The sequence below is a fragment of the Pseudomonas sp. SK3(2021) genome (assembly GCF_016772375.1).
Classification (GTDB): domain Bacteria; phylum Pseudomonadota; class Gammaproteobacteria; order Pseudomonadales; family Pseudomonadaceae; genus Aquipseudomonas; species Aquipseudomonas chlororaphis_I.
The window spans coordinates 2,778,257-2,798,512 of sequence record NZ_CP061943.1; the positions used below are offsets into that span (position 1 = coordinate 2,778,257).

General features: G+C 61.9%; 1 protein-coding gene. It reads left to right on the top strand.

Annotated features, from left to right (window positions below; translation table 11 throughout):
* Positions 1-50: 50 nt before the first annotated feature.
* Entirely contained in the window at positions 51-20,051 is a 20,001-nt protein-coding gene (locus IF690_RS12645; RefSeq protein WP_252189551.1) for an Ig-like domain-containing protein, read from the top strand.
* Positions 20,052-20,256 lie beyond the last annotated feature (205 nt).

Sequence of the window (20,256 nt, forward strand, 5' to 3'; positions counted from 1 at the left end):
GCCTCATGCTGTGGTTGCTGGGGGCGTTGGGCGTTGCCGGTGTAGCGGCGGTGACGAAGAGTGATGGCGGTGGTCATTCCCATGGCTCTCCCAGCGCCGAGGTGAAAACCCTGGCTGCCCCGGTACTGAAGTTCGATGCCCAGACAGGCAAGCTGACGGTCGAAGGACGGCCCGGCGCAGTGGTTGAAGTCAAAGGCCAGAATGGTCAGCCGGTTGCCATGCAGGTCATTGGCAGTGATGGTCACGCGCAGGTGCAGATACCGGCCACCGCTAGTAACCAGAGTATTACCGCGACACAGAAACTCGATGGCGTGGAGTCCGCTCCATCGTCTGCCGTGTTCCTGCCGCTCTCGAAGCCGAATATCGGCTCGATCGATTTGGACAAAGGTGAACTGTCGGTCAGCGGCAAACCGGGTTCCAGCGTGCAGGTGCTGGACAAGGACGGCAAGCCGATTGGCGACGCCGTGACCCTGGATGGCAACGGGCAGGGCGTGATCAAGCTGCCACAGAGCGTGGGCGGTGAATCGGTCACTGTCGTGGCTAAGGCCGATGGCAAGGAGTCTGCGGCCACGACGGTCGACATCCCATTGCTCAAGCCTGGTCTGGGCACCGTCGATGCCGGCAAGGGCGAGCTGCCGGTGACCGGCAAGCCGGGTGCAACCGTGCAACTGCAGGACAAGGATGGCAAGCCGATTGGCGACGCCGTGACCCTGGATGGTAACGGGCAGGGCGTGATCCAGCTGCCGCAGGGAGTGGGTGGTGAGTCCGTGGGGGTGGTGGCCCAGTCTGGCGGCCAGCAGTCGCCAGCTGCGACCATTGCCGTGCCACCACTGAAACCGAACCTGGGCGCGGTCGATCCACAGACCGGCAAGGTCGAGGTCAGCGGCAAGCCGGGCGCGACCGTGCAACTCAAAGATGCGGCAGGCAAACCGGTGGGTGAGCCTGTGACCTTGAACGGGCAGGGCAAAGGTGAGATTCAGATCCCGTCGACCGCTAGTGGGCAAAGTGTTTCTGCCGTGCAGACGATCAATGGCGCCGAGTCGCTGCCATCTGCCGCGGTCAACGTTCCGTTGCTAAAGCCGCTCTTGGGCGCAGTCGATGTCGACAACAATGAGCTGCCGGTCACTGGCAAGCCGGGTGCCACCGTGCAGTTGCAGGACAAGAACGGCAAGCCGGTCGGCGACGCCGTGACCCTGGATGGCGAAGGCCAGGGTGTGATCAAGCTGCCGCAAGGCGTGGGTGGAGAATCGGTTGGTGTGGTGGTCCAGTCGGCAGGTCAGGAATCGCCAGCCTCGGTCGGCGATGTTCCGCTGCTCAAGCCGAGCCTTGGGGTTGCCGATAGCCAGAGTGGCGAATTGCCGGTCAGTGGTAAGCCCGGTTCCACGGTGCAATTGCAAGACAGCACCGGCAAGCCGCTGGGCGAGGCCGTGACCCTGGATGAGCAGGGTCAGGGCGTGATCAAGCTGCCTCAGGAGGTGAGCGGTGAGTCGGTTGGGGTGGTGGCCAAGGTCGGTGACCAGCAGTCACCGGTTTCGGTGATTGATCTGCCGTTGCTCGCGCCAGTGTTTGGCATTGTCAATGCCAAGGACAATTTCCTGCAGATTCTGGGCAAGCCCGATGCGCTTGTTCAGTTGAAGGATGAGCAGGGTAGAGCCATGGGGGCACCAGTCCTCCTGGATGATCAAGGCGAATCCTATGTCGACCTTGCGCCCGGCCTGAGCGATAAAAACATTTCGATGACCCAGTCCGCCAAAGGGCTTGAGTCCGTGGCGACGCAGATGACTATTCCTCTGTTGACTCCCACCCTGGGTGAAGTCGACCAGCAGACGCGGGAGGTCGTGGTCGAGGGCAAGCCCGCCGCGAGCTTCCAGATATTCAACGAGCAGACCGGCAAACCCTACCTGTCGGGTACTTTTGACGCCTTGGGTACGGCCAAGGTCAAGTTGCCGGGCAATGCCAGTGGCCAGAAGATTGTTGCCGCGCAGTCCGAGCCGGTCCTGGTTACTTCGCGTTTTAAGCGCAGCCTATCCGAGGACGAGCCCACGGCCCGCACCGGCAAGTTACCTGAGGTAAGAGTCTCGGAATTCTCCCCTGCGGTTGAGGTGCCGCTGCTGGCTCCGGACCTGGTGGTCAATGACAGCGGCGACACGCTGAATGTGCTAGGCATGCCTGACGCCCTGGTCGAACTGCGGGACCCGGCAGGTGTGGTGGTCGGCCGTATCCTGCTCGACGCCGACGGTGTGGGGACACTACCTCTGTCCCAGTCCATGGGTGGAGAGACACTCAACGGGCTGGTCAAGGACAAGGGGGTGGAGTCTCCCTTGTCCTATGTCGATGTTCCTCTGCTCAGCGTCGGATTGGGCCCGATTGATCCGCAGACCGGCACTATCGTTGTGACCGGCAAGCCCGGTGCGAGCGTGCAACTGCAGGGCAAGGACGGCCAGCCGGTTGGTGAAGCCGTCACTTTGGATGCCAAGGGCCAGGGCTCGATTCAGGTACCTTCGGCATCGAGCGGCGAGACGCTTCAAGCCACACAATCCGCCAAGGGCGACCAGTCTCCGGCTTATGACAGCGTTGTTGTGCCGACGCTGAAGCCGGCATTGGGTGAGGTCGATCCGCAGACAGGCAAGATCCAGGTCAGTGGCAAGCCGAACGCGACCGTGCAGTTGCAGGACAGCACGGGCAAACCGGTGGGTGAGCCTGTGACGTTGAACGCGCAAGGCAAAGGTGAGGTCCAGGTTCCAACGACCGTCAGCGGTCAGGCCGTTTCTGCCGTGCAAACGGTCAATGGCGCTGATTCGTTGCCGTCCGCCGCGGTTACCGTTCCGCTGCTCAAGCCAGTCCTGGGCGCGGTCGATGCCGACAAGAATGAGCTGCCGGTCAGCGGCAAGCCCGGTGCGACCGTGCAATTGCAGGACAAGGATGGCAAGCCGGTTGGCGAAGCCGTGGTTCTGGACGATAAAGGCCAGGGCGTGATCAAGCTGCCGCAAAGCGTGGGCGGCGAGTCGGTCAGCGTAGTGGCCAAGTCTGGTAACGAGCAGTCGCCAGCCGCGACCGCGACCGTACCGCCATTGAAACCGACTCTGGGTGCGGTGGATCCACAGACTGGCAAGGTTGAAGTCACCGGCAAGCCGGGCGCGATCGTGCAACTGAAAGATGCGGCAGGCAAACCGGTGGGTGAGCCTGTGACGTTGAACGCGCAAGGCAAAGGTGAGGTCCAGGTTCCAACGACCGCCAGCGGTCAGGCCGTTTCGGCCGTGCAGACGGTCAATGGCACCGAGTCGCTGCCGTCCGCCGCAGTTACCGTTCCGCTGCTCAAGCCGGTTCTGGGCGCGGTCGATGCCGACAAGAACGAACTGCCGGTCAGCGGCAAGCCCGGTGCGACCGTGCAATTGCAGGACAAGAACGGCAAGCCGGTCGGCGAAGCCGTAGTCCTGGACGAGAAGGGGCAAGGTGTTATCAAGCTGCCGCAAAGCGTCGGGGGGGAGTCGGTCAGCGTGGTAGCCAAGGCTGGCGATCAGCAGTCGCCGGCCACGACCGTTGCCGTACCGCCATTGAAACCGACTCTGGGTGCGGTCGATCCACAAACTGGCAAGGTTGAAGTCACCGGCAAGCCGGGCGCTATCGTGCAACTGAAAGATGCGGCAGGCAAGCCGGTGGGCGAGCCTGTGACCTTGAACGAACAAGGCAAGGGCGAGATCCAGGTCCCGTCAACGGTCAGTGGCCAAGCCATTTCCGCGGTGCAGAAGGTGGATGGCGTTGAGTCGCTGCCGTCTGCTGCGGTTGAGGTCCCGTTGCTCAAACCTTCGCCGGGTGTGGTCGATGCCGAAAAAGGCGAACTGTCGGTCAGCGGTAAGCCGGGTTCCACCGTGCAACTGCAGGACAAGGATGGCAAGCCGGTTGGCGAAGCCGTGGTTCTGGATGAGAAAGGCCAGGGCGTGATCAAGCTGCCGCAGGACATGGGTGGCGAATCGGTCAGCATCGTGGCCAAGGACGATGATAAACAATCGCCGGCCGCGGAGGTCGAGCTGCCGCTGCTCAAGCCGTTGCCGGGTGTGGTCGACGCCGAAAAAGGCGAACTGCCGGTCACCGGTAAGCCGGGCTCCACCGTGCAACTGCAGGACAAGGATGGCAAGCCGGTTGGCGAAGCCGTGGTCCTGGACGATAAAGGCCAGGGCGTGATCAAGCTGCCGCAGGATGTGGGTGGCGAATCGGTCAGCATCGTGGCCAAGGACGATGATAAACAATCGCCGGCCGCGGAGGTCGAGCTGCCGCTGCTCAAGCCGTTGCCGGGTGTGGTCGACGCCGAAAAAGGCGAACTGCCGGTCACCGGTAAACCGGGTTCCACCGTGCAACTGCAGGACAAGGATGGCAAGCCGGTTGGCGAAGCCGTGGTTCTGGATGAGAAAGGCCAGGGCGTGATCAAGCTGCCGCAGGACATGGGTGGCGAATCGGTCAGCATCGTGGCCAAGGACGATGATAAACAATCGCCGGCCGCGGAGGTCGAGCTGCCGCTGCTCAAGCCGTTGCCGGGTGTGGTCGACGCCGAAAAAGGCGAACTGCCGGTCACCGGTAAGCCGGGCTCCACCGTGCAACTGCAGGACAAGGATGGCAAGCCGGTTGGCGAAGCCGTGGTCCTGGACGATAAAGGCCAGGGCGTGATCAAGCTGCCGCAGGATGTGGGTGGCGAATCGGTCAGCATCGTGGCCAAGGACGATGATAAACAATCGCCGGCCGCGGAGGTCGAGCTGCCGCTGCTCAAGCCGTTGCCGGGTGTGGTCGACGCCGAAAAAGGCGAACTGCCGGTCACCGGTAAGCCGGGCTCCACCGTGCAACTGCAGGACAAGGATGGCAAGCCGGTTGGCGAAGCCGTGGTCCTGGACGATAAAGGCCAGGGCGTGATCAAGCTGCCGCAGGATGTGGGTGGCGAATCGGTCAGCATCGTGGCCAAGGACGATGATAAACAATCGCCGGCCGCGGAGGTCGAGCTGCCGCTGCTCAAGCCGTTGCCGGGTGTGGTCGACGCCGAAAAAGGCGAACTGCCGGTCACCGGTAAACCGGGTTCCACCGTGCAACTGCAGGACAAGGATGGCAAGCCGGTTGGCGAAGCCGTGGTTCTGGATGAGAAAGGCCAGGGCGTGATCAAGCTGCCGCAGGACATGGGTGGCGAATCGGTCAGCATCGTGGCCAAGGACGATGATAAACAATCGCCGGCCGCGGAGGTCGAGCTGCCGCTGCTCAAGCCGTTGCCGGGTGTGGTCGACGCCGAAAAAGGCGAACTGCCGGTCACCGGTAAGCCGGGCTCCACCGTGCAACTGCAGGACAAGGATGGCAAGCCGGTTGGCGAAGCCGTGGTTCTGGACGATAAAGGCCAGGGCGTGATCAAGCTGCCGCAGGAGGTGGGTGGCGAATCGGTCAGCATCGTGGCCAAGGACGACGGTCAACAGTCGCCGGCCGCGGAGGTCGAGGTGCCACTGCTCAAGCCGTTGCCGGGTGTGGTCGACGCCGAAAAAGGCGAACTGCCGGTCACCGGTAAGCCGGGTTCCACCGTGCAACTGCAGGACAAGGATGGCAAGCCGGTTGGCGAAGCCGTGGTTCTGGATGAGAAAGGCCAGGGCGTGATCAAGCTGCCGCAGGATGTGGGTGGCGAATCGGTCAGCATCGTGGCCAAGGACGATGATAAACAATCGCCGGCCGCGGAGGTCGAGCTGCCGCTGCTCAAGCCGTTGCCGGGTGTGGTCGACGCCGAAAAAGGCGAACTGCCGGTCACCGGTAAGCCGGGCTCCACCGTGCAACTGCAGGACAAGGATGGCAAGCCGGTTGGCGAAGCCGTGGTCCTGGACGATAAAGGCCAGGGCGTGATCAAGCTGCCGCAGGACGTGGGTGGCGAATCGGTCAGCATCGTGGCCAAGGACGATGATAAACAATCGCCGGCCGCGGAGGTCGAGCTGCCGCTGCTCAAGCCGTTGCCGGGTGTGGTCGACGCCGAAAAAGGCGAACTGCCGGTCACCGGTAAGCCGGGCTCCACCGTGCAACTGCAGGACAAGGATGGCAAGCCGGTTGGCGAAGCCGTGGTCCTGGACGATAAAGGCCAGGGCGTGATCAAGCTGCCGCAGGATGTGGGTGGCGAATCGGTCAGCATCGTGGCCAAGGACGATGATAAACAATCGCCGGCCGCGGAGGTCGAGCTGCCGCTGCTCAAGCCGTTGCCGGGTGTGGTCGACGCCGAAAAAGGCGAACTGCCGGTCACCGGTAAGCCGGGTTCCACCGTGCAACTGCAGGACAAGGATGGCAAGCCGGTTGGCGAAGCCGTGGTTCTGGATGAGAAAGGCCAGGGCGTGATCAAGCTGCCGCAGGATGTGGGTGGCGAATCGGTCAGCATCGTGGCCAAGGACGACGGTCAACAGTCGCCGGCCGCGAAGGTCGAAGTGCCACTGCTCAAGCCGTTGCCGGGTGTGGTCGATGCCGAAAAAGGCGAACTGCCGGTCACCGGTAAGCCGGGTTCCACCGTGCAACTGCAGGACAAGGATGGCAAGCCGGTTGGCGAAGCCGTGGTCCTGGACGAGAAAGGCCAGGGCGTGATCAAGCTGCCGCAGGATGTGGGTGGCGAATCGGTCAGCATCGTGGCCAAGGACGATGATAAACAATCGCCGGCCGCGGAGGTCGAGCTGCCGCTGCTCAAGCCGTTGCCGGGTGTGGTCGACGCCGAAAAAGGCGAACTGCCGGTCACCGGTAAGCCGGGTTCCACCGTGCAACTGCAGGACAAGGATGGCAAGCCGGTTGGCGAAGCCGTGGTTCTGGATGAGAAAGGCCAGGGCGTGATCAAGCTGCCGCAGGATGTGGGTGGCGAATCGGTCAGCATCGTGGCCAAGGACGACGGTCAACAGTCGCCGGCCGCGAAGGTCGAAGTGCCACTGCTCAAGCCGTTGCCGGGTGTGGTCGATGCCGAAAAAGGCGAACTGCCGGTCACCGGTAAGCCGGGTTCCACCGTGCAACTGCAGGACAAGGATGGCAAGCCGGTTGGCGAAGCCGTGGTCCTGGACGAGAAAGGCCAGGGCGTGATCAAGCTGCCGCAGGAGGTGGGTGGCGAATCGGTCAGCATCGTGGCCAAGGACGACGGTCAACAGTCGCCGGCCGCGAAGGTCGAAGTGCCACTGCTCAAGCCGTTGCCGGGTGTGGTCGATGCCGAAAAAGGCGAACTGCCGGTCACCGGTAAGCCGGGTTCCACCGTGCAACTGCAGGACAAGGATGGCAAGCCGGTTGGCGAAGCCGTGGTTCTGGATGAGAAAGGCCAGGGCGTGATCAAGCTGCCGCAGGATGTGGGTGGCGAATCGGTCAGCATCGTGGCCAAGGACGACGGTCAACAGTCGCCGGCCGCGAAGGTCGAAGTGCCACTGCTCAAGCCGTTGCCGGGTGTGGTCGATGCCGAAAAAGGCGAACTGCCGGTCACCGGTAAGCCGGGTTCCACCGTGCAACTGCAGGACAAGGATGGCAAGCCGGTTGGCGAAGCCGTGGTCCTGGACGAGAAAGGCCAGGGCGTGATCAAGCTGCCGCAGGAGGTGGGTGGCGAATCGGTCAGCATCGTGGCCAAGGACGACGGTCAACAGTCGCCGGCCGCGAAGGTCGAAGTGCCACTGCTCAAGCCGTTGCCGGGTGTGGTCGATGCCGAAAAAGGCGAACTGCCGGTCACCGGTAAGCCGGGTTCCACCGTGCAACTGCAGGACAAGGATGGCAAGCCGGTTGGCGAAGCCGTGGTCCTGGACGAGAAAGGCCAGGGCGTGATCAAGCTGCCGCAAGGGGCGAGTGGCGAGTCGACCAGCGTGGTGGCCAAGGCCGGCGACGAGCAGTCGCCAGCTGCGACCGTTGTCGTACCGCCATTGAAACCGACTCTGGGTGCAGTGGATCCACAGACTGGCAAGGTCGAAGTCAGCGGCAAGCCGGGCGCGACCGTGCAGTTAAAAGATGCGGCAGGCAAGCCGGTGGGCGAGCCTGTGACCTTGAACGAACAAGGTAAAGGCGAGATCCAGGTTCCAACGACCGCCAGCGGTCAGGCCGTTTCTGCGGCACAGACAGTCAATGGCGCTGATTCGTTGCCGTCCGCCGCGGTTACCGTTCCGCTGCTCAAGCCAGTCCTGGGCGCGGTCGATGCCGACAAGAATGAGCTGCCGGTCAGCGGCAAGCCCGGTGCGACCGTGCAATTGCAGGACAAGGATGGCAAGCCGGTTGGCGAAGCCGTGGTTCTGGACGATAAAGGCCAGGGCGTGATCAAGCTGCCGCAAAGCGTGGGCGGCGAGTCGGTCAGCGTAGTGGCCAAGTCTGGTAACGAGCAGTCGCCAGCCGCGACCGCGACCGTACCGCCATTGAAACCGACTCTGGGTGCGGTGGATCCACAGACTGGCAAGGTTGAAGTCACCGGCAAGCCGGGCGCGATCGTGCAACTGAAAGATGCGGCAGGCAAACCGGTGGGTGAGCCTGTGACGTTGAACGCGCAAGGCAAAGGTGAGGTCCAGGTTCCAACGACCGCCAGCGGTCAGGCCGTTTCGGCCGTGCAGACGGTCAATGGCACCGAGTCGCTGCCGTCCGCCGCAGTTACCGTTCCGCTGCTCAAGCCGGTTCTGGGCGCGGTCGATGCCGACAAGAACGAACTGCCGGTCAGCGGCAAGCCCGGTGCGACCGTGCAATTGCAGGACAAGAACGGCAAGCCGGTCGGCGAAGCCGTAGTCCTGGACGAGAAGGGGCAAGGTGTTATCAAGCTGCCGCAAAGCGTCGGGGGGGAGTCGGTCAGCGTGGTAGCCAAGGCTGGCGATCAGCAGTCGCCGGCCACGACCGTTGCCGTACCGCCATTGAAACCGACTCTGGGTGCGGTCGATCCACAAACTGGCAAGGTTGAAGTCACCGGCAAGCCGGGCGCTATCGTGCAACTGAAAGATGCGGCAGGCAAGCCGGTGGGCGAGCCTGTGACCTTGAACGAACAAGGCAAGGGCGAGATCCAGGTCCCGTCAACGGTCAGTGGCCAAGCCATTTCCGCGGTGCAGAAGGTGGATGGCGTTGAGTCGCTGCCGTCTGCTGCGGTTGAGGTCCCGTTGCTCAAACCTTCGCCGGGTGTGGTCGATGCCGAAAAAGGCGAACTGTCGGTCAGCGGTAAGCCGGGTTCCACCGTGCAACTGCAGGACAAGGATGGCAAGCCGGTTGGCGAAGCCGTGGTCCTGGACGAGAAAGGCCAGGGCGTGATCAAGCTGCCGCAGGACGTGGGTGGCGAATCGGTCAGCATCGTGGCCAAGGACGACGGTCAACAGTCGCCGGCCGCGGAGGTCGAGGTGCCACTGCTCAAGCCGTTGCCGGGTGTGGTCGACGCCGAAAAAGGCGAACTGCCGGTCACCGGTAAGCCGGGTTCCACCGTGCAACTGCAGGACAAGGATGGCAAGCCGGTTGGCGAAGCCGTGGTCCTGGATGAGAAAGGCCAGGGCGTGATCAAGCTGCCGCAGGACGTGGGTGGCGAATCGGTCAGCATCGTGGCCAAGGACGACGGTCAACAGTCGCCGGCCGCGGAGGTCGAGCTGCCGCTGCTCAAGCCGTTGCCGGGTGTGGTCGATGCCGAAAAAGGCGAACTGCCGGTCACCGGTAAGCCGGGTTCCACCGTGCAACTGCAGGACAAGGATGGCAAGCCGGTTGGCGAAGCCGTGGTCCTGGATGAGAAAGGCCAGGGCGTGATCAAGCTGCCGCAGGACGTGGGTGGCGAATCGGTCAGCATCGTGGCCAAGGACGATGATAAACAATCGCCGGCCGCGGAGGTCGAGCTGCCGCTGCTCAAGCCGTTGCCGGGTGTGGTCGACGCCGAAAAAGGCGAACTGCCGGTCACCGGTAAACCGGGTTCCACCGTGCAACTGCAGGACAAGGATGGCAAGCCGGTTGGCGAAGCCGTGGTCCTGGACGAGAAAGGCCAGGGCGTGATCAAGCTGCCGCAAGGGGCGAGTGGCGAGTCGACCAGCGTGGTGGCCAAGGCCGGCGACGAGCAGTCGCCAGCTGCGACCGTTGTCGTACCGCCATTGAAACCGACTCTGGGTGCAGTGGATCCACAGACTGGCAAGGTCGAAGTCAGCGGCAAGCCGGGCGCGACCGTGCAGTTAAAAGATGCGGCAGGCAAGCCGGTGGGCGAGCCTGTGACCTTGAACGAACAAGGTAAAGGCGAGATCCAGGTTCCAACGACCACCAGTGGCCAGGCCATTTCTGCGGTACAGACAGTGAACGGCGCTGATTCGTTGCCATCCGCCGCGGTTACCGTTCCGCTGCTCAAGCCGGTCCTGGGCGCGGTCGATGCCGACAAGAACGAGCTGCCGGTCAGCGGCAAGCCCGGTGCGACCGTGCAATTGCAGGACAAGGACGGCAAGCCGGTTGGCGAAGCCGTGGTCCTGGATGAGAAGGGCCAGGGCGTGATCCAGCTGCCACAAAGCGTGGGCGGCGAGTCGGTCAGCGTGGTGGCCAAGTCTGGTAACGAGCAGTCGCCAGCCGCGACCGCGACCGTACCGCCATTGAAACCGACTCTGGGTGCGGTGGATCCACAGACTGGCAAGGTCGAAGTCAGCGGTAAGCCGGGTGCCACCGTGCAATTGAAAGACAGCACGGGCAAACCGGTGGGTGAGCCTGTGACGTTGGATGCGCAAGGAAAAGGCGAGGTGCAGATTCCGACGATCGCCAGTGGTCAGTCAGTTTCTGCTGTGCAGACGGTCAATGGCGTGGAGTCGTTGCCATCGGCGGCCGCTGAGGTTCCCTTGCTGAAACCAACCCTGAGCACGGTCGATTTGCAAACTGGTAAGGTCGAAGTCAGCGGCAAGCCGGGTGCCTCCGTACAGCTCAAAGACGCTACAGGCAAACCAGTCGGCGAGCCCGTGACTTTGAGCGCGCAAGGCAAAGGCGAGATCCAGATCCCGACGACGGCCAGCGGCCAGGCGGTGACTGCTGTACAGAAAGTAGGGGACACCGAGTCGCTGCCATCTGTGGCGGCCAATGTTCCACTGCTCAAGCCGACCTTGGGCGCGGTCAATGAGCAGACCGGCAAGGTTGAGGTCAGTGGTAAGCCCGGTGCGAGCGTGCAGCTCAAAGACAGTACGGGCAAACCGGTAGGGGAGCCTGTGATCTTGAACGAGCAGGGTAAAGGTCAGATTCAGGTCCCGCCAACGGCCAGCAGCCAGAGCGTTTCTGCAGTGCAGAGCGACAATGGCACCGAATCGCTGCCGTCCGCTGCGGTTACCGTTCCGCTACTCAAGCCGGTCTTGGGAGCTGTCGATGCCGACAAAGGCGAGCTGCCGGTGACTGGTAAGCCCGGTGCGACCGTGCAGTTGCAGGACAAGGACGGCAAGCCGGTCGGCGAAGCCGTGGTCCTGGATGAAAAGGGGCAAGGTGTTATCAAGCTGCCGCAGGACGTGGGTGGCGAGTCGATCGGTATCGTGGCCGAAGCGGATGGCAAGGAGTCGCCGGTCGCGACGGTCGAGGTGCCGCTGCTCAAGCCCGTATTGGGTACTGTCGATGCCGACAAGGGTGAACTGCCGGTCACCGGTAAACCGGGTTCCACCGTGCAACTGCAGGACAAGGATGGCAAGCCGGTTGGCGAAGCCGTGGTCCTGGACGAGAAGGGGCAAGGTGTTATCAAGCTGCCACAAGGTGTCGGCGGTGAGTCGGTGGGGGTGGTGGCCAAGGACGATGGTCAACAATCGCCAGCCGCGATGGTCGAGGTGCCATTGCTCAAGCCCGTATTGGGCGCGGTCGATGCCGACAAGAACGAATTGCCGGTCAGCGGCAAGCCCGGTGCGACCGTGCAATTGCAGGACAAGGACGGCAAGCCGGTTGGCGATGCCGTGACCCTGGACGATAAGGGCCAGGGTGTTATCCAACTGCCGCAGGGTGTGGGTGGAGAATCGGTGGGTGTGGTGGTCAAGGACGGTGACAAGACCTCGCCAGCCGCGACCATTGCCGTGCCACCACTGAAACCAACCCTGGGCGCGGTTGATCCACAGACTGGCAAGGTTGAGGTTGTCGGTAAGCCGGACGCGACCGTGCAGTTGCAGGACAGCACGGGCAAGCCGGTGGGCGAGCCTGTGACCTTGAACGAACAAGGCAAAGGCGAGATCCAGGTTCCAACGACCGCCAGCGGTCAGGCCGTTTCTGCGGTACAGACAGTCAATGGCGCTGATTCGTTGCCATCCGCCGCGGTTACCGTTCCGCTGCTCAAGCCGGTTCTGGGCGCGGTCGATGCCGACAAGAACGAGTTGCCGGTCAGCGGCAAGCCCGGTGCGACCGTGCAATTGCAGGACAAGGACGGCAAGCCGGTTGGCGAAGCCGTGGTCCTGGATGAGAAGGGCCAGGGCGTGATCCAGCTGCCACAAAGCGTGGGCGGCGAGTCGGTCAGCGTGGTGGCCAAGTCTGGTAACGAGCAGTCGCCAGCCGCGACCGCGACCGTACCGCCATTGAAACCGACTCTGGGTGCGGTGGATCCACAGACTGGCAAGGTCGAAGTCAGCGGTAAGCCGGGTGCCACCGTGCAATTGAAAGACAGCACGGGCAAACCGGTGGGTGAGCCTGTGACGTTGAACGCGCAAGGCAAAGGCGAGGTCCAGGTTCCAACGACCGCCAGCGGTCAGGCCGTTTCGGCCGTGCAGACGGTCAATGGCACCGAGTCGCTGCCGTCCGCCGCAGTTACCGTTCCGCTGCTTAAGCCGGTTCTGGGCGCGGTCGATGCCGACAAGAACGAGTTGCCGGTCAGCGGCAAGCCCGGTGCGACCGTGCAATTGCAGGACAAGGACGGCAAGCCGGTTGGCGATGCCGTGACCCTGGACGATAAGGGCCAGGGTGTTATCCAACTGCCGCAAGGTGTGGGTGGAGAATCGGTGGGTGTGGTGGTCAAGGACGGTGACAAGACCTCGCCAGCCGCGACCATTGCCGTGCCACCACTGAAACCGACCCTGGGCGCGGTCGATCCACAGACTGGCAAGGTCGAAGTCAGCGGTAAGCCGGACGCGACCGTGCAGTTGCAGGACAGCACGGGCAAACCGGTGGGTGAGCCTGTGACGTTGGATGCGCAAGGAAAAGGCGAGGTGCAGATTCCGACGACCGTCAGTGGCCAGGCCGTTTCCGCTGTGCAGACAGTCAATGGCGCCGAATCGTTGCCGTCCGCCGCGGTTACCGTTCCGCTGCTCAAGCCGGTTCTGGGCGCGGTCGATGCCGACAAGAACGAGTTGCCGGTCAGCGGCAAGCCCGGTGCGACCGTGCAATTGCAGGACAAGGACGGCAAGCCGGTTGGCGAAGCCGTGGTCCTGGATGAGAAGGGCCAGGGCGTGATCCAGCTGCCACAAAGCGTGGGCGGCGAGTCGGTCAGCGTGGTGGCCAAGTCTGGTAACGAGCAGTCGCCAGCCGCGACCGCGACCGTACCGCCATTGAAACCGACTCTGGGTGCGGTGGATCCACAGACTGGCAAGGTCGAAGTCAGCGGTAAGCCGGGTGCCACCGTGCAATTGAAAGACAGCACGGGCAAACCGGTGGGTGAGCCTGTGACCTTGGATGCGCAAGGAAAAGGCGAGGTGCAGATTCCGACGACCGTCAGTGGCCAGGCCGTTTCCGCTGTGCAGACAGTCAATGGCGCCGAATCGTTGCCGTCCGCCGCGGTTACCGTTCCGCTGCTCAAGCCGGTTCTGGGCGCGGTCGATGCCGATAAGGGTGAACTGCCGGTCAGCGGCAAGCCCGGCGCGAAAGTGCAACTGCAAGACAAGGACGGCAAGCCGGTTGGCGATGCCGTGACCCTGGACGATAAGGGCCAGGGTGTTATCCAACTGCCGCAGAGTGTGGGTGGAGAATCGGTGGGTGTGGTGGTCAAGGACGGTGACAAGACCTCGCCAGCCGCGACCGTTGCCGTGCCACCACTGAAACCAACCCTGGGCGCGGTCGATCCACAGACTGGCAAGGTTGAGGTTGTCGGTAAGCCGGACGCGACCGTGCAGCTCAAAGATGCGGCAGGCAAGCCGGTGGGCGAACCTGTGAAGCTGGACGGTGAGGGCAAAGCTCAAGTCCAGGTTCCGCCGACCGCCAGCGGTCAGGCCGTTTCTGCCGTGCAGACGGTCGAAGGCGTCGAGTCGCTGCCGTCCGCCGCGGTTACCGTTCCGCTGCTCAAGCCGGTCTTGGGCGTGGTCGATGCCGATAAGGGTGAACTGCCGGTCAGCGGCAAGCCCGGCGCGAAAGTGCAACTGCAAGACAAGGACGGCAAGCCGGTTGGCGATGCCGTGACCCTGGACGATAAGGGCCAGGGTGTTATCCAACTGCCGCAGGGTGTGGGTGGAGAATCGGTGGGTGTGGTGGTCAAGGACGGTGACAAGACCTCACCAGCCGCGACCATTGCCGTGCCACCACTGAAACCAACCCTGGGCGCGGTCGATCCACAGACTGGCAAGGTTGAGGTTGTCGGTAAGCCGGACGCGACCGTGCAGTTGCAGGACAGCACGGGCAAACCGGTGGGTGAGCCTGTGACCTTGGATGCGCAAGGCAAAGGCGAGGTCCAGGTTCCAACGACCGCCAGCGGTCAGGCCGTTTCGGCTGTGCAGACGGTCAATGGCGCCGAATCGCTGCCATCCGCCGCGGTTACCGTTCCGCTGCTCAAGCCGGTCCTGGGCGTGGTCGATGCCGATAAGGGTGAACTGCCGGTCAGCGGCAAGCCCGGCGCGAAAGTGCAACTGCAAGACAAGGACGGCAAGCCGGTTGGCGACGCCGTGACCCTGGATGATAACGGCCAGGGTGTGATCCAGCTGCCACAAAGCGTGGGCGGCGAGCCGGTCAGCCTGGTGGTCCAGGAGGGTGACAAGACGTCGCCAGCCGCGACGGTCGATGTGCCGTTGCTCAAGCCGCTGCCGGGGGTGGTTGATTCCGACAAAGAACAACTGCCTGTCACGGGTAAACCGGGTGCCATCGTGCAGTTGCAGGACAAGGACGGCAAGCCGCTGGGCGCGCCGGTGACCCTGGACGAAAAAGGCCAGGGCGTGATCCAGCTGCCGCAAGGGGTTGTCGGGCAGGAAGTTGGCTTGGTGGCCAAGGCCAATGGCCAGACGTCACCGGTCTCGACGGTTGAAATTCCATTGCTCAAGCCGATTCTGGGCGCGGTCGATGCCGACAAAGGCGAGTTGCCTGTCACGGGCAAGCCGGGTGCCTCCGTGCAGTTGCAGGACAAGGACGGCAAGCCGGTTGGCGATGCCGTGGTCCTGGACGAGAAAGGCCAGGGCGTGCTCCAGCTGCCGCAAAGTGTGGGTGGCGAACCGGTCGGCGTGGTGGTCAAGGTCGGCGACAAGCAGTCGCCAGTTGCCTCGACCGATGTACCGCTGCTCAAGCCAGTAGGTACGGTCGATAAAAAAAATAACCTGTTGGAGGTGCAGGGCAAGCCAGGCGCGACCGTGCAGTTGAAAGACCCGAGCGGCAAGCCGATGGGGGGGGCTGTGGCCCTGGATGCACAAGGCAAGGCGACGATTGTCCTCTCGCCGAAATGGAGCGATCAAGATTTTACCCTGACCCAGGCGGCCAACAATCTGGAGTCTGCTCCGGCAACCATAAAGATTCCTCTTCTGACTCCGATTATGGGGCCTATCGATGCTACTACGAAGATGGCCACTCTGATCGGTAAGCCGGGGGCTACTTTCGAGATTACGAAGTCGAGTGGTAAACCGATTTATGCCAAGGGGACTTTTGACAGCGACGGCAATGCAACGGTCAGGCTGCCGGCGAACGCCTCCATGCAGAAAATTAACGTCTACCACACGGATATAGCGGTGCCCTTGGTGGCCGCGCGCGCGACTTTTACTGACGAGACCCCGCTGGCCCTCAAGAAAATGGCCGATGTCAAAGTCTTGGACCCGCAAGCCTATATGGAGTATGAGGTGCCATTGTTCGGTCCGGACCTGACCCTGGCCGGCAACGGCACTCTGGATGTCCTGGGCATGGAGAACGCCACGGTCGAGTTCCGCAACCCGGCCGGTGTCGCGGTGGCGCAGGTCACGCTCGATGGGGATGGGGTGGGCTCGCTTGTGCTTTCCCAGGCCCTGAGCGGCGAGACGCTTAGCGCGGTGGTCAAGCATGAAGGCAAGGTGTCGCCTGCCGAGCGTGTGGATATTCCGTTGTTCACGATAGAAGTGGGAGCGTTTGACCGCCAGACCGAGAAACTCTCGGTCGTTGGCAAACCGGGGGCGACCGCGCAGTTGCAGGACAAGGATGGCAAGCCCGTCGGCGTAGCCGTGGTCCTGGATGCGCAAGGCAAGGGCGCCATCAGCGTGCCCGCCAGTATGGGCGGCGAGAGCGTCAAGGCGAGCCAGACGTTCAACGGAGTCACGTCGGCGGCCAGCACATTGGTCGCCATCGCGCCACTGAAGCCAACCCTGGGGCCTGTCGACCCACAAACCGGCAAACTCGACATCAGCGGCAAGCCTGGCGCCAGCGTGCAGTTGCAGGACAGCGCGGGCAAGCCGATTGGCGCGCCAGTAGTTCTGGATGACCAGGGCAAGGCCCAGGTACAGATTCCACAGACGATGAGCGGGCAGGCCATCAGCGCGGTGCAGAAGGTCAACGGCGAGGCGTCACTGCCTTCGGCCACGACCAAGTTGCCACTGTTGGCGCCAGTGCTGGGTGACGTCGATCCGCAGACCGGCAAGGTCGAGGCCATCGGCAAGCCGGGTGCGAGAGTGCAATTGAAAGACAGTACAGGCAAGGCCATAGGCCTGCCTGTGATACTGGACAATCAGGGCAAGGGCGTGCTTCAGGTTCCGACCGTTGCGGGCGGGCAGAATGTGTCTGCCGTGCAGACCCAGGGCCAGGAGACCTCGGCGGCGTCGGTCGCGGTCAGCGTCCCTCTGTTGCCACCCATCTTTGGGGCGGTGGATGCGCTCACCGGCAAGGTTGCCGTTGAGGGCACCCCCCTGGCGAAGATCGACATCAAGTTGCCGGACGGCAGCACCGCCAGCGTACAGCTCAATGCGCAGGGCAAGGGCAACATCACCTTGCCTTCCATTGCCAGCAGCGAGGCGCTGGTTGGCGTGCTCCGGGTGGGCAAGGAAAGCTCGGCCCCGGCCCCGCTCACTGTCCCGGTACTGGCACCGCGAGACGCGGCCTTCGGCAACGACGGCAGAATCACCGCCAAGGGCAAGCCGGGGGATATCATTCTGGTCAAGGATGCCAGTGGGGCGCTGTTGAACAGTGGTGTCGTAGGCAAGGACGGCGTGGCCGTGATTGCCTTGAAGACCCCGCCGCAAAGCGGTGCGTCCCTGCGCCTGAGCGCCTCTCACGAAGGCAAGGTTTCACCCGAGGTGAAGGTCACCGCGCCGGCGGTCGACAAGGATCGCCCACTGGCACCTATCGTGGAGAGCATCAGCCCGAGTGGCACTCGTATCCTGGGCAAGGCCAAGCCCGGCCTTGACGTCAAGATCATTAACAAGGAGACGGGCCAGGACCTGGGTACTTTCAAGGTTGATGTGAGTGGTTATTTCTCGGCCAATATCGTCGCGCAACCCGGTGGCTCGCTGCTTGAGCTGACGGCGACAGACGGGAAGAAAACCTCGTTGCCGACGCAACTGGCGACACCGATGGTCGCCGACAGCAAGCCGCCCAAGCCGTTCGACTTGAGTGTCGATGCAACCGGTACCAAGGTGCTGGGCAAGGGCGCGCCGGGTGCGGTGGTGCTGGTCAAGGCCGCGGATGGCACGAGCATTATCGGCAAGGGTATCGTCAAGCCCGATGGCAGCTTTGAGGCGAGCATCGCTCCTCAGCAAGGCGGGCAACTGCTGAATGTTGCCTTGCAGCACGGTGGCAAGGAGTCTGACTCGGAAACGGTGATGACCCCTTATGTCGCCTCCAATACACCGACCGAAGTGGCGATCGTCAATGCAGCCGGGTCCAAGTCGACGGTTACAGGCAAGGGGCAGCCAGGAGAGATTATTCGGGTCAAGAACGCTGAGAATGAAGACATCGGCTCGGGTGTGGTCCGGCCAGACGGGACCTTTGCAGTCACGATTCCCAAACAGGACGCCGAGACGACCCTGGCGGTTACCGCCCAGGGCAAGGGGATCGAGTCCGTACCGGCCTTTGTGCAAGTACCGGAATTCACGTCCGCGCCACTTAACCTCCAGGCTCAGATAGACGCCACGGGGACCAAAATCACCGGCACCACCAAAGCCAAGGCCAGCGTCACCATCAAGGGCCCGGACGGTAAGGCCCTGGGCACCGTCGACGCCGATAACACCGGCAGGTTCAGCGTGGATGTTGCCAAGCAGGCGCCTGGCAGTTTGATCTCGGTCGTGGCGCAGCTGGGTGAGGCACAGTCGCTGCCCAAGGTCCTGGTCGTGCCGCTGGCGAACGGCCAGCCTGCCCCGGTGCTGGATGCGTCAATCAGTGCTGATGGCAAGGAGGTCTCGGGTAAAGCGGTGCCGGGCAGCAATATCGTGATCAAGGATGCCACGGGTAAACAGTTGGGCAAGACCGCGATTGCCAATACCAATGGCGACTACAAGGTGACGATCAGCCCGACGGTGTCGGGAGGCATAAAGCTGGATGTCTATTCGGCATCCAGCGATGGCAAGTCGTTATCGACGCCGGTATCGGTGATTGCACCATTCCAGCTGGTGTCGCAAGTGACGGATGTGAATGTCGGGCAGTTCATTGATCCTGATAAAAAGGGTGAAAAAATCAATGAAAAGGCGAGCTTTCTCACAATTGGATCTGGCGGGATCAATTGGCTTATCGATAAGGCGGTTGGTGGTGGTATTACTAAGAAAACATTTGGTTTCGTTGTTGGTAAGGACGAGAAAGCCACCGTCGGGTTTGAAACATCAACGGCGTTGAGCCTTATTGGCGTAGGTAACTGGAATAATCTTGGAGTAGAAAAATGGGTGGATGGTGCATGGCGCGATGTAAGAAGTGACAGTACGGGCGGTTTTTTCAATATTTCCGCACTGAACCTTGGTTGGAATGCCGGGGTCGGTATTGCATTTGAAACGCCAGGGGAATACCGCGCGTATGTTAGTAATGTCGATGCGCTCGGGTTAGGGGTTAAGCAAACCGGAGTGTTCATCCAGAAAGAGTCCCTGGTGGGTGGTTATCCGGATAACACCATCTATGACAAGGTCGTTCTGGAAGATGGCGAAAAACTCGTAAAACTGCTGAGTGTCAATGACGAGAGCACCAATGATCTGGTCGATATCGTGCTGAAGGGCGAGTTTGGGCAGTTGGTGATCAAGTCTAACGGTGAGTACAAATACCTGCAGGAAAAAAACCCAAACTTTGATACTGCACGGGAGGTTTTCAGCTATGAAGCCAGGACCGAATCAGGCAAAACCGTGGAATCGCGCTTTGAGGTCAAGCTCCTGGCCTATTCCGTGGCCGGTGATCTGTTGCGTGATGACAATGGCCAAAGTATCGACGCGGTCAAGGTGATCAAGGTCAATGATACGAACATGGGCAGCAGTTATACCCGGGAGATCAAGGGTAAGTTTGGGACGTTGCACATGTCCAAGGAGGGTAAGTTTATCTACACCCCTGATCTCAAGCTTGATGTGTTGAACGAAAAAGATGTCTTCACGTATGTCCTCAAGCATGACAACGGCGAAACGGTAACTTCGACACTTAATGTGCACATTGCCAATTACAAGACAGTGACTGCGCTGAACGAGGTGACTGTCACTCCGTTGGTGATACCTGAACCTACGGCGGATACAGCGCTTGACGAAAACCAGGCTGCACCAGACAAGGTAAATGATTTGCCGTTGTTCAACTTTGCTTCGGAACAGAAATTGGATCCGAAGAAGATGGTCAGCCTGCAACCCAAGACCGATCCGCAGGAGAAACCTCTTACCGTGAAGTGGGAGGATTTGATGAAGACGGGTAGCCTCAAATTGACTGAAGGCAGTACATTGGATCTCGCCGATTCTTGGAAAGCCGATGGCCAAAAAGTCGTAGATAACGGTGTTAGTTATGTGCACTATGTTGATGGTTTGACTAAACAGGATGTTTGGGTTCAGAGCAGTATTACGGTTGTTTAAGTTGTTATAACAAAGTCCCGGGCTTCAAGGCCCGGGACTTCTCTTTAAGGTATCAGTCATGTTTCGGAATTTTAGTTCGCGCGATGGTTTTGCCTGCGCGAAAGTTATGTTGCCGTTGGCAATAGGGCTCATAACATCACGCACTCATGTTGGCGCTACTTGCTCTCCAACGCGAAGCAGCGCCACTGTGGGGGAAGTCGGGCAG